The sequence below is a fragment of the Streptomyces sp. NPDC099050 genome (assembly GCF_044759865.1).
In the GTDB taxonomy this organism is placed as follows: Bacteria; Actinomycetota; Actinomycetes; order Streptomycetales; family Streptomycetaceae; genus Streptomyces.
Genome location: NZ_JBIWAE010000013.1, coordinates 36,818 through 48,238 on the forward strand (window position 1 = coordinate 36,818; position 11,421 = coordinate 48,238).

Annotated in this window: 12 protein-coding genes; all 12 read left to right on the forward strand. The window is 69.2% G+C overall.

What is annotated here, in order from left to right:
* Positions 1-136: 136 nt before the first annotated feature.
* The 12 genes from ACIQV3_RS21995 (at position 137) to ACIQV3_RS22050 (ending at position 11,419) form a co-directional block, all read left to right on the forward strand.
* Complete coding sequence (locus ACIQV3_RS21995; protein WP_403714200.1) at positions 137-961, forward strand: type 1 glutamine amidotransferase domain-containing protein; 825 nt, start codon at positions 137-139, stop codon at positions 959-961.
* A 46-nt stretch (positions 962-1,007) separates the two neighbouring features.
* Positions 1,008-2,663, forward strand: a complete 1,656-nt coding sequence (locus ACIQV3_RS22000) for a thiamine pyrophosphate-binding protein (RefSeq protein ID WP_403714201.1) — start codon at positions 1,008-1,010, stop codon at positions 2,661-2,663.
* 71 nt (positions 2,664-2,734) lie between these two features.
* Positions 2,735-3,166 carry a nuclear transport factor 2 family protein gene (locus ACIQV3_RS22005; RefSeq protein WP_403714202.1) on the forward strand — a complete coding sequence of 144 codons (432 nt, stop codon included), beginning with the start codon at positions 2,735-2,737 and terminating at the stop codon, positions 3,164-3,166.
* Positions 3,167-3,186: 20 nt separating this feature from the next.
* Positions 3,187-3,642: a nuclear transport factor 2 family protein gene (locus tag ACIQV3_RS22010; protein WP_403714204.1), complete on the forward strand. Its 456-nt coding sequence runs from the start codon at positions 3,187-3,189 to the stop codon at positions 3,640-3,642.
* 13 nt (positions 3,643-3,655) lie between these two features.
* Positions 3,656-4,027: a nuclear transport factor 2 family protein gene (locus ACIQV3_RS22015; RefSeq protein ID WP_403714205.1), complete on the forward strand. Its 372-nt coding sequence runs from the start codon at positions 3,656-3,658 to the stop codon at positions 4,025-4,027.
* An 11-nt stretch (positions 4,028-4,038) separates the two neighbouring features.
* On the forward strand, positions 4,039-5,658 hold the full coding sequence (locus ACIQV3_RS22020) for a GMC family oxidoreductase (RefSeq protein ID WP_403714207.1): 1,620 nt from the start codon (positions 4,039-4,041) through the stop codon (positions 5,656-5,658).
* Positions 5,651-6,289, forward strand: coding sequence for a DJ-1/PfpI family protein (locus tag ACIQV3_RS22025; RefSeq protein ID WP_403714209.1), 639 nt, complete (start codon positions 5,651-5,653; stop codon positions 6,287-6,289). The genes ACIQV3_RS22020 and ACIQV3_RS22025 overlap by 8 nt, the downstream gene beginning before the upstream one ends.
* Entirely contained in the window at positions 6,289-6,723 is a 435-nt protein-coding gene (locus ACIQV3_RS22030) for a VOC family protein (protein ID WP_403714211.1), read from the forward strand. The genes ACIQV3_RS22025 and ACIQV3_RS22030 overlap by 1 nt, the downstream gene beginning before the upstream one ends.
* A 1-nt stretch (position 6,724) precedes the next feature.
* Positions 6,725-8,545: an AGE family epimerase/isomerase gene (locus ACIQV3_RS22035; RefSeq protein WP_403714213.1), complete on the forward strand. Its 1,821-nt coding sequence runs from the start codon at positions 6,725-6,727 to the stop codon at positions 8,543-8,545.
* Between the two features lie 36 nt (positions 8,546-8,581).
* Positions 8,582-8,926: an STAS domain-containing protein gene (locus tag ACIQV3_RS22040; protein WP_403714215.1), complete on the forward strand. Its 345-nt coding sequence runs from the start codon at positions 8,582-8,584 to the stop codon at positions 8,924-8,926.
* The gene (gene glgX / locus ACIQV3_RS22045) at positions 8,923-11,058 is read left to right on the forward strand and encodes a glycogen debranching protein GlgX (RefSeq protein WP_403714217.1); all 2,136 of its coding nucleotides are present in this window, start codon (positions 8,923-8,925) and stop codon (positions 11,056-11,058) included. The genes ACIQV3_RS22040 and glgX overlap by 4 nt, the downstream gene beginning before the upstream one ends.
* A gap of 49 nt (positions 11,059-11,107) precedes the next feature.
* Positions 11,108-11,419, forward strand: coding sequence for an STAS domain-containing protein (locus ACIQV3_RS22050; protein ID WP_327307745.1), 312 nt, complete (start codon positions 11,108-11,110; stop codon positions 11,417-11,419).
* Positions 11,420-11,421 lie beyond the last annotated feature (2 nt).

The window sequence follows — 11,421 nt, forward strand, 5'->3', positions numbered from 1 at the left end:
GCCGGACGACTTCCTGAAGTGCCCCCATGACCTGGGCGACTACCTCACGAAGTCGCACACCAGCGCTTTGACGGGAACCCCGGGCACGGCCAGTGTGGGGGACGCCAACGACAACAGGCGGCGCCTGGAGGAATCCGTGAGCAGAAAGATTCTGGTCATTGTCTCCGAACACGGTTACTGGGCCGAAGAACTGATCGGCCCCGTATCCCAGTTCGACGAGCAGGGCTATGAAGTCGTATTCGCCACGCCGACCGGAAAGCGTGCCCACGCTCTCCCGCCGAGCCTCGACGCGAACTACATCGATCCTCCGCTGGGACGCTCGGTCACCACCGAGGAGAACGCCCGGCTGGGCCGGGAGTTCGAGCAGTCGAGCCGGCTCGACTCCCCGCTCGACATCGAGGCGTGGGCCCCCGAGCGCCCGTACACGAGCGACTCGGCCTATCTGCCCAAGCTGGAGCAGTACCACCGCGATCTGGACAAGCTCCAGGCCGACATCGCGGGCTTCGACGCGGTGCTCATCGTGGGAGGCAGCGGTCCGATCGTCGACCTCGCCAACAACGAGCGCGTGCACGCCCTGATCCTCGCCTTCAAGAACGCGGGCAAGGTCGTCGCCGCCGAGTGTTACGGCGTCGCCTGCCTGGCCTTCGCCCGGGACTGGGGCGACCGGCGCAGCATCATCTGGGGCAAGCACGTGACCGGTCACTGCAAGGAGTACGACTACAAGGACGGCACCGGATTCCTCGGTACCGATTTCAACATGGGGCCGCCGCCGTATCCGCTGGAGTACATCCTGCGCGATGCCACCGGGCCGGGCGGGGCGTACATCGGGAATTTCGGCCATCCCCTCTCGGTCATCGTCGACTTCCCCTTCGTGACCGGTCGTTCGACCCCCGACTCATGTCTCACGGGGCAGAAGATCGTGGAAGTCCTGGAGAACGGTCTCACCCGGTACGGCTGGTAATTGGCGGTAACTCCGGCACGACGGTACGCAAAGGAGGGGGAGTTCGATGAGTTCTGGAGCCACTCCCGGACGGGAAAGGCTGATCGACCAGTTCAAGGCCGACGGCCTGAACGTCATGTTCGGAAATCCGGGGACGGTGGAGCAGGGATTCCTCGACGCGGTCGACGCGGCGGAGGACTTCCACTACGTCCTCGCCCTCCAGGAGACGGTGGCCGCGGGCATCGCCGACGGCTACGCCCGCGCCACCGGCGGGGCGGCGCTGCTCCAGCTCCACTCCGGGGTGGGGCTGGGCAACGGCATCGGCATGCTCTACCAGTCGCTGCGCGGCCACACCCCGCTCGTCGTCGTCGCCGGAGACGCCGGGGTGCGCTACGACGCCATGGACGCGCAGATGGCGTCCGACCTGGTGGCGATGGCGAAGCCGGTGACCAAGTACGCGACCCGGGTCACCGACCGGCACTCGGTGCTCCGCACGATCCGCCGGGCGGTGAAGATCGCCCTGACCCCGCCGCGCGGCCCGGTGTTCGTGGCGCTGCCGATGGACGTGCTGGACGAGCTCAACTCCGAGCTCGTGCTGCCCGCGACGGTGCCGCTCACGGACGTGGCGCCCTCGCCCGCCTCGGTGGGGCGGGCGGCGGAGCTGCTGGCCTCCGCAGAGCGGCCGGTCGTCCTCGTCGGGGACGGGGTCTCGCTCTCCGGGGCGCAGCGCGAGCTCGTCGCCGTCGCCGAGCTGCTCGGCGCCGACGTGTACGAGGTCGACTCCTCCGAGGTGAACATCGCGGCCTCGCACCCGCTGCGCCGCGGTCAGACGGGCCACATGTTCGGCCCGCACAGCAAGGAGCTGATCGGGCGGGCGGACGGGGTGCTGATCGTCGGCACCTACGTCTTCCCCGAGGTGTTCCCGGAACTGGAGAGCCCCTTCCGGGCCGGCGCGCGGGTCGTGCACATCGACCTGAACGCCTACGAGATCGCCAAGAACCACCCGGTGGACCTCGGGCTCGCCGCCGATCCCCGGCAGGCGCTGCGCGCGCTGGCCGGCGTACTGGAGCACCTGCTCACCCCCGCGCAGCGGGCGGCGGCGGCCGGGCGGCTGGACGCGCGGACCCGGGAGCGGGTGCGGACGGACCAAGCCGAGCGGGAGGCCAAGGAGGCGGACGGTTCGCCGATGGCGGTCTTCCTGCGGACCCTGGCCGAGCGCACCGGAGGGGACCTGATCGTCTTCGACGAGGCGCTGACCACCTCTCCGCTGGTCACGCGGTACCTGCCGCCGGAGCGGCCGGGCGACTACCACCTCACCCGGGGCGGATCGCTGGGCGTGGGCTTCCCGGGCGCGGTCGGCGTCAAGCTGGCCCGGCCGGAGCGGCTCGTCGTCGGCTTCGCGGGCGACGGCGGCTCGATGTACACCTACCAGGCGCTGTGGACCGCGGCCCGGCACGGCATCGAGGCGAAGTTCGTGGTCTGCAACAACCGCAAGTACCGGCTGCTGGACGACAACATCGCCCAGTACTGGCGGGAGCGGGAGATTGCGCAGCACGGCTTCCCGGGCTCCTTCGACCTCTCGCACCCCGAGATCGACTTCGCCGCTCTGGCCCGGTCGCTCGGGGCGGGCGGGATGCGGGTGGAGAAGCCCGACGAGGCGATCGCCGCCGTGGGCCGGATGCTCGCCCACCCGGGGCCGTTCCTGGTCGACATACAGATCTGACACCGCCGGATCTGACACCGCCGGATCTGACACCGCCAGATCTGACACCACCACAGACAGGAGGAGACCGCATGCCCGCCGAGCGGCTGACCGAGGACGCGATCCGCGCCTTCGCCGAGCAGTGGTACGTGGCCCTGGACCAGCACGTCCAGCCGGACCAGGTGCTGGCCCTGATCACCGAGGACCTGGAGTTCAAGGTCCCGGAGGACACCTTCCTCGGCCACCAGGGCTTCGGCCGCTGGTACGAGGCGGTCACGAACCGCTTCTTCGACGAGGTGCACACGGTCACCAAGGTGGAGCCCGTCATCGAGGGGGACCGGGCGATCGTCCGGGTCCTCGTCAACTGGCAGGCCAAGATCTGGGACCCGCCGGCCGCCCGCAGCGCGTGGCTGGGCTTCGACGCCGACCAGACCTGGACCGTGGTCGCCGGCCCCGACGGGCCGCTGATCCGGCAGTACACCGTCAACGACCTGGCGCCCATGCCCGGCTCCGCCTCCCTCTGAGCGCCGAAGGAGAAGCGACGATGACCGAAGTGACGCGGGAGCGGGTCGAGGCGGCGTACCGCGCCCTCGGCTCCGGCGACCGGGCCAGGATCCTGGAGTACTACGCGGAGGACCTGCGCTGGCAGGTCCCCGGCAACCATCCGCTCGCGGGCTGGTACGAGAGCCTGGACGCCTTCCTGGAGCTGATGGGCCAGACCCACAAGCTCACGGGCGGCACCTTCCGCATGGACATCGAAGCGGTCCTCGTCGGCGAGGACTGCAGTGCGGACGTCTGCCGCAACGTCGCCGTGCGCGGTGGTGCCGACGAGTCGAGCCGGTCCCCGTACGAGCGGATGGACTACCCGGTCTTCCACTTCATGCGCTGGCGCGACGGCCGGGTGATCGAGGGCCACGACGGGCTCTTCGGCGACACGGCCACCGCCTTCAGCCAGTTCTGGGCGCCCTTCGCGCCCGACGGAACCCGCAGGGACCAGTAGGGGGTTGAGCGCCATGGACGCGCGGCAGATCTTGCAGAGGTACTACGAGTACGCCAACGCCGGTGACTGGGACAGCTGGTGCGACCTGTTCGCCGAGGACCAGGTCATGGACGAGCAGCTCGCCGGCCACATCGAGGGCCTGGAGACGCTGCGGTCGATGATGAAGGGCATGGGGACCATGTACCGGGTCTTCCGCAACGAGCCCGTGCACTTCCTCGTCGACGGGGAGAAGGCCGCGGCCGTCTCCCACCTGACCGCGGTCACTCCCTCCGGGGACGAGATCGAGGCCGAGGTCATGAACTTCTTCCGGATCGTGGACGGAAAGATCGCCTACATGGCGAACCACCACGACACGGTTCCCTTCCAGGTGCTGGGCCAGGGCTGAGGGGGCGCGCGATGGCCGTGGATGAGTACGACTACATCGTCGTGGGTTCCGGCACCGCCGGCAGCGTCCTCGCGAACCGCCTCTCCGAGGACCCGGACGTCACCGTCCTGGTCCTGGAGGCGGGGGCGGGCCGCATCCCTCCCGAGGTGGACGATCCGTCCTCCTGGTACAAGCTGCTCGGCGGGCCCGTCGACTGGGGTTACACCAGCGTCCCGCAGCCCGGCCTGGACGGCCGCCGCACGTACGAACCGCGCGGCAAGGCCCCCGGGGGCAGCAGCAACCTCTACATCATGATGCACATCCGGGGCCACGCCTCGGACTTCGACAACTGGGCCTACCAGGGCGCGGCCGGCTGGGCCCACGAGGACGTACTGCCCTACTTCTCGCTGCTGGAGGGCCAGGAGGACGCCACCGCGCCGACCACCGGCACCCGCGGGCCGCAGCGGATCACCCACGCCGGGCGGCACGGCCCCAACCCGGTCTCCCGCGCCTTCATCGACGCCGCCGTCGAGCTCGGGCACGAGGAGATCGCCGACTTCAACACCGACGGGCCGCGGCGCGGACTCTTCGGCACCGGCTGGCACCACATCGACGTGGCCGACGGCCGCCGTCAGGGCGTCCTCGCCGCGTACCTGGAGCCGGCGCTGGACCGCTCCAACCTGACCCTGCGCACCAGTGCGCAGAGCACCCGGCTGCTCTTCGACGGGGACACCTGCACGGGTGTGGAGTACGTCCAGTTCCAGGCCCCCGCCACGCTTTCGGACGGCGACGTCCCGGGGCGGACCGTGCGGGACGGGCACAGTGCGGCGGCCGAGCCCGGGCCGCACACCGTACGGGCCCGCCGGGAGGTGATCGTGGCCGCCGGGGCGATCGAATCGCCGAAGCTGCTGCTGCTCTCCGGGATTGGGCACCCCGAGCAGCTGCGCGAGCACGGCATCGCGACCGTCGCCGAACTGCCCGGGGTCGGCGAGAACTTCCACAACCACGTACTGACCGGGCTGATGGCCGAGGTCACCCAGGAACTGCCGCCGCCCGCACAGAACTTGTCGGAGAGCGCACTGTTCCTCTCGTCCCGGCCCGGGCTGCCGGCGCCGGACCTGCAGATCGCCTTCGTGCACGTGCCGTTCGACGTGATCGTCGGCCGGGACCACCCGAACACGGTGTCCATCCTGCCCGGTGTCGTCCGGCCGGTCTCGCGGGGCTGGATCAAGCTGGCGAGCGCCGACCCGCTGGCCCACCCGCTGATCCATCCGAACTACCTGGGCGACCGCTGGGACTTGGAGCGGATGGTGCAGGGCGTCAAGACCGCCCGGGAGATCTTCGCGACCTCCGCGTTCTCCCCCTGGTACAAGCAGGAGCTCCAGCCCGGACCCGGCTACGTGTCCGACGAGGACCTGCGCACCTTCGTGAAGCAGAAGTCGGAGAGCTACCACCACCAGGCCGGCTCCTGCCGGATGGGCGTCGACGACCTCTCCGTCGTCGACCCGGAACTGCGGGTGCACGGCGTACGGAACCTGCGCGTCGTCGACGCGAGCGTGATGCCCGCCGTCCCGTCGGGCAACTGCCACACCGCCATCGCGATGATCGCCGAGCGCGCGGCGGACTTCCTGAAGGGGGTGTCCCGTGCCTGATGTGGTCCTGCGCGAGGGTGCGCTGACCGGAACCCGGATCGCGGTCCTGGTCGAGAGCGACTTCTACGAGCCGGAGATCTTCTACTACGGCCACCGGTTCGCGGAGGAGGGTGCCGAGGTCGATTTCCTGACCCGGCTGTGGGGCAACGACTCCATCACCTTCGCCGGGCACGAGTACCGTGCGCCGTTCACCGCCGACAAGTCCCTGGAGGGGCTGAGCGACGAGGACCTGCGGCGCTACGCGGCGATCATCGTGCCCTCGGGCATGGTGGCCGACCGGCTGCGCTACACCGAGGACGTGGACGTACTGGCCCCGGCGACGGAGCTGCTGCGCCGGGCCTTCGAGGAGCGATCAGTCCTCAAGGGGATCATCTGCCACGGCATGTGGCTGGCCGCCTCGATCCCGGACAAGATCCGCGGCCGCAAGGTCGTCTGCCACAACAACCTCATCGGCGACGTCCGGAACATGGGCGGCGAGTACGTGGACGAGGACGTGGTGGTCGACGGCGATCTGGTCACCGGCCGGACCGGGGCCCACCACCACCTGTTCGCCCGCCGGATCATCGAGCTGATCGCCGCCGGGCGCGGTGCGCGGGCCCAGGGAGACCAGAGCCGTCAGGGCGCCGGCTGATGGCCCCGATGGTCTGGTCGCACGTAGGGCTGAACTGCGCGGACCAGAAGACCACCGAGGACTTCTACACCAGGTACTTCGGCTTCGCCCGGGCCCGGGTGGTCGACCTCGGAGACGCATCGATCATCTTTCTCCGCCAGGGGGACGTGTACCTGGAGCTCTTCGCGGCGGGTGCCGAGCCGGCCGACACGCCCCAGCACGACGGGCCGGCGGCGCCGGGCCGGATGCGCCACCTGGCCTTCCAGACCGACAGCGTGGACGGCTTCCTGGCCACGCTCGGCGACGCGGCCGAAGTGACCCTGGGCCCACTGGACTTCGACGACTTCATCTGCGGGTGGCGGACCGTGTGGGTCCGTGATCCCGACGGGGTGATCGTCGAGGTCAGCCAGGGATTCGAGGACGAACACGGTCACCACGACAAGGACGGTGTATGACATGGCGGACGCCGTGAGCTTCTCCTTCTCCGACACGATCGCCGGCTACGTAGCCCGCTTCGACTCCGGGTCCCGGCTGCTGAGGCTGAAGACCTCGGACGGCCGCGAGTTCGACGTCTCCCTGGCCGGGGACCCCAGCGCCGAGCTGGTCCGCAACCTGGACGAGCCGTACATCGACGCCTCCGGGCACATCGACGAGATGCTCTCGCCGGGACGGTTCCTCTACGTCTACGGGGTGCACTACCCCGAGCAGGGCGGCCGCTTCGAAGCCAAGCGCCTGGTCTTCCTGGGCCGCGGGGCCGAGGACTACCGCTTCGAGGAGCCCAGCTGGTGGATCAAGCAGATCGAATCGCTGGCCGACTTCTACAAGCGGGCGCAGTTCGGCGACGGCCCGGTGGACTTCACCGAGTACCGCACCGAGATCCGGCTCGGCGGTGACAAGACCGCCAGCCACGTCCAGGAGACCGACACGATCTCCCGCCTGGTCTACGGCATGGCCTCGGCCTACCTGCTGACCGGCAAGGACGAGTACCTGGAGGTCGCCGAGCGCGGCACCGAGTACCTGCGCAAGCACATGCGCGTCGTGGACAGCGAGGAGGACGTGGTCTTCTGGTACCACGGCATCAGCGTGGACGGGGACAGCGAACGCAAGCTGTTCACCTCGGAGTTCTCCGACGACTACGACGCGATCCCGATGTACGAGCAGATCTACGCGCTGGCCGGCCCGATCCAGACCTACCGGATCACCGGCGACATCCGGATCAAGAACGACGCGGACGCCACCATCCGGCTGTTCGACAAGTTCTTCAAGGACCCGGAGCAGGGCGGCTACTACTCGCACATCGACCCGATCCTCTTCAGCGCCGACCACGAGTCCCTCGGGGAGAACGCGGAGCGCAAGAACTGGAACTCGGTGGGCGACCACGCGCCGGCGTACCTGATCAACCTGTACCTGGCGACCGGCGAGCAGAGCTACGCCGACTTCCTCGAGTACACCTTCGACACGATCGCGGACAAGTTCCCGGACTACAAGAACAGCCCGTTCGTCCAGGAGCGCTTCTTCCGCGACTGGTCCCACGACACCGCGCACAGCTGGCAGCAGAACCGCGCGGTCGTCGGCCACAACCTCAAGATCGCCTGGAACCTGATGCGGATGAACTCGCTGAAGGCCAAGCCGGCCTACGAGGAGCTCGCCCGCAAGATCGGCGAGATCATGCCGGCCGTCGGCAGCGACGTGCAGCGCGGCGGCTGGTACGACGTGGTCGAGCGCGTCAAGTCCGGGGACGAGGAGACGTATCGTTTCGCCTGGCACGACCGCAAGGCCTGGTGGCAGCAGGAGCAGGCGATCCTCGCCTACCTCATCCTGAACGGCACCGTCGGCGGTGACGGATTCCTGCGCGAGGCCCGGCAGGCGGAGGCCTTCTACAACACCTTCTTCCTCGACCACGACGAGGGCGCCGTCTACTTCAACGTGCTCGCGAGCGGGACCCCGTACCTGCTCGGGACCGAGCGGCTCAAGGGCAGCCACTCGATGTCCATGTACCACTCGGCGGAGCTCTGCTACCTGTCCGCCGTCTACAACAACCTGCTCATCAACGGCCGGGAGATGGACTTCCACTTCCAGCCCGACCCGACGAACCTGCCCGACCGCCTGCTGCGCGTCTCGCCCGACCTGCTCCCCGCCGGCTCGGTGCGGATCGCGTCCGTCGAGATCGACGAGAAGCCGTACACGGACTTCGACGCCGACGCGCTCACGGTCCGGCTGCCCGACGTACAGGGCCGGGTCAAGGTCAAGGTCCGGCTGCGCCCGACCGCCCAGTAGCGCTCAACGGGGGCGCCCCACTCAGAGGGGAAAGCAATGACCCTGAACGTGAAGGAACGCCGCAACAAGGCGGGCACCGTGCTCGTCGCCACCGGCGAGATCAACAGTGAGACCTCCGGATCGCTGCTGCAGACGCTGCTGCCGCTGGTCCGCGAGGGCCGGCCGCTGCGCATCGACCTGACGGCCGTCACCTACGTCTCCAGCGCCGGGCTGCGCACCCTGCTCGTCGTCTACCGCGAGGCCCAGCACGCCGGGGTCGCCGTCACCCTCTACGGGGTGAGCGAGGAAGTCCGGTTCGTCATGTCGGCCACCGGCTTCCTCGACTTCTTCTCCACCGGCGAGGCCGCCGCGGCGGCCTCCAAGGCCAGGGCCGTCCGATGAGCCAGCCGGCCTCCGAACAGGTGCTGCGCGTCGACGCGTACCCAACCCACGAGGTGGGCGGGTACCGCGTCCGCGCCGGCAAACCGTTCCCCTTCGGGGCCAACGTGGTCCCCGGCGGGGTCAGCTTCTCCGTCTTCTCCGACCAGGCCACTTCCATGACCCTGGTCATCTTCAAGCGCGGAGAGCCCGAGCCGATGGCCGAACTGGAGTTCCCCCAGGAATTCCGCACCGGCAGCGTCTTCGCCATGACGGTCTTCGGCCTCGACCACGAGAACATCGAGTACGGGTACCGGGCCGACGGCCCCTACGACCCCGTCACCGGCCACCGCTTCGACGCCCGCCAGGTGCTCTCCGACCCGTACGCCCGGCTGATCGCCGGCCGCGACGTGTGGGGCGTGGAGCCGGACCGCAGCCGCGGCTACCAGTACCGCTCCCGCGTCTGCCTCCAGGACTTCGACTGGGGCGACGACACCCCGCTGGGCATCCCCGCCGAGGACCTCGTCGTGTACGAGACCCACGTGCGCGGCTTCACCCGGCACCCCTCCTCGCAGGTCACCGCCCCCGGCACCTTCGCGGGGCTGCGGGAGAAGATCCCGTACCTGAAGGAGCTCGGGATCAACTGCATCGAGCTGCTCCCGGTGTTCGAGTTCGACGAGAGCGACAACCCGCGCACCAACCCGGAGACGGGCGAGCAGCTCTTCGACTACTGGGGCTACAACACCGTCTCCTTCTTCGCCCCCAAGGCCGGCTACGCGGCCACCGGACGCTACGGCATGCAGGGCGACGAGTTCCGCACCCTGATCAAGGAGCTGCACGCGGCGGGCATCGAGGTCATCCTCGACGTGGTCTTCAACCACACGGCCGAGGGCAACGAGCACGGCCCGACGATCTCCTTCAAGGGGCTCGACAACGCCACGTACTACATGCTCACGCCCGAGGGGTACTACTTCAACTTCAGCGGCACCGGCAACACCGTCAACTGCAACCACCCCGTCGTGCGCAACTTCGTCCTGGACTGCCTGCGCCACTGGGTGGCCGACTACCACATCGACGGGTTCCGCTTCGACCTCGCGGCCATCCTCGGCCGCTCCCCGGACGGCACCCCGCTGCCCAACCCGCCGCTGCTGGAACTGCTCGCCTACGACCCGGTGCTGCGGCACACCAAGCTCATCGCCGAGGCCTGGGACGCCGGCGGCCTCTACGAGGTCGGCAACTTCCCGGCGTACGGCCGCTGGGCCGAGTGGAACGGCAAGTACCGCGACACCGTGCGCAGCTTCCTCAAGGGCGACCCCGGGGTCACCGGGGAGCTCGCCACCCGGCTCGCCGGCTCGCCCGACCTCTACTCCAGCCGCGGGACCTCGGCGTCGGTCAACTTCCTGACCGCGCACGACGGTTTCAGCCTGGCAGACCTGGTCTCGTACAACGACAAGCACAACGAGGCCAACGGCGAGGGCAACAACGACGGCGGCAACGACAACGCCAGCTGGAACTGCGGAGCCGAGGGACCGGCCGACGATCCCGGCGTCAACGCGCTGCGGCTGCGCCAGATGAAGAACGCCCTGGCCATCCTCTTCACCAGCCAGGGCATCCCGATGCTGCTGTCCGGGGACGAGGTGGCGCGCACCCAGCAGGGCAACAACAACACCTACTGCCAGGACAACGAACTGTCCTGGTTCGACTGGAGCCAGGTCGACGAGAACGCCGAACTGCTCCGGTTCACTCGGGAGATGATCGCCTTCCGCAAGCACCACCGCGAACTGCGCTCCACCTCCCACCCCACCGGACAGCTCCGCGACAGCCTCGGACTGCCCGACATCAGCTGGCACGGGGAACGGGCCTGGCAGCCCGACTGGTCGGCGGAGAGCCGGCTGCTGGCGGTCGCCCGCTGCGGCACCGGTGACGACGACGTGGTGTACGCGGCCATGAACTCCCACTGGGAAGCGCACGACCTGGAACTGCCCGCCCTCCCCGGCGGCCGCAGCTGGCACCTCTTCGCGGACACCGGGGCCGAGGCCCCGCACGACATCCGCACCCCCGGCGCCGAACTCGAACTGGAGAACGCCGGCAAGTACCTCATCGGTCCGCGCTCGGTCGTGATCCTGGTCGGCCGCACGCCCGACGCCGAGCTCTAGCCAGTGCTCCGGCCCACGCTCCAGCCCCCGCACCCGAAGGAGACCTGACATGCCGCTTTCCGTGTCCCTGAGCATCGAGGGCGACACCACCGTGATCGAGCTGGAGGGCGAACTCGACGCCAAGACCGCGCCGGACTTCCACCAGACCATCGAGAAGGCCGCCGGCCACGGCACCAGCACCGTCGAGATCCGCATGGCCGGCGTCGGCTACATGGCCAGCGCCGGACTGCGCTCCCTGGTCTTCGCCCAGCAGAAGGTGGGGGAGCACGTCACCATCAAGGTGGTCGGCGCCATCGAGCCCGTCGCCCGGACCATCCGGACGGCCGGGCTCGACCGCAGCATCGTGCTCTCCGACGACTGACC

Coding starts and splice junctions, on each gene's coding strand:
- ACIQV3_RS22005 (WP_403714202.1), top strand. CDS start 2,735: ATGCCCGCCGAGCGGCTGACCGAGGACGCGATCCGCGCCTTCGCCGAG.
- glgX (WP_403714217.1), top strand. CDS start 8,923: ATGAGCCAGCCGGCCTCCGAACAGGTGCTGCGCGTCGACGCGTACCCA.
- ACIQV3_RS22000 (WP_403714201.1), top strand. CDS start 1,008: ATGAGTTCTGGAGCCACTCCCGGACGGGAAAGGCTGATCGACCAGTTC.
- ACIQV3_RS22030 (WP_403714211.1), top strand. CDS start 6,289: ATGGCCCCGATGGTCTGGTCGCACGTAGGGCTGAACTGCGCGGACCAG.
- ACIQV3_RS22040 (WP_403714215.1), top strand. CDS start 8,582: ATGACCCTGAACGTGAAGGAACGCCGCAACAAGGCGGGCACCGTGCTC.
- ACIQV3_RS22035 (WP_403714213.1), top strand. CDS start 6,725: ATGGCGGACGCCGTGAGCTTCTCCTTCTCCGACACGATCGCCGGCTAC.
- ACIQV3_RS22015 (WP_403714205.1), top strand. CDS start 3,656: ATGGACGCGCGGCAGATCTTGCAGAGGTACTACGAGTACGCCAACGCC.
- ACIQV3_RS22020 (WP_403714207.1), top strand. CDS start 4,039: ATGGCCGTGGATGAGTACGACTACATCGTCGTGGGTTCCGGCACCGCC.
- ACIQV3_RS22010 (WP_403714204.1), top strand. CDS start 3,187: ATGACCGAAGTGACGCGGGAGCGGGTCGAGGCGGCGTACCGCGCCCTC.
- ACIQV3_RS22050 (WP_327307745.1), top strand. CDS start 11,108: ATGCCGCTTTCCGTGTCCCTGAGCATCGAGGGCGACACCACCGTGATC.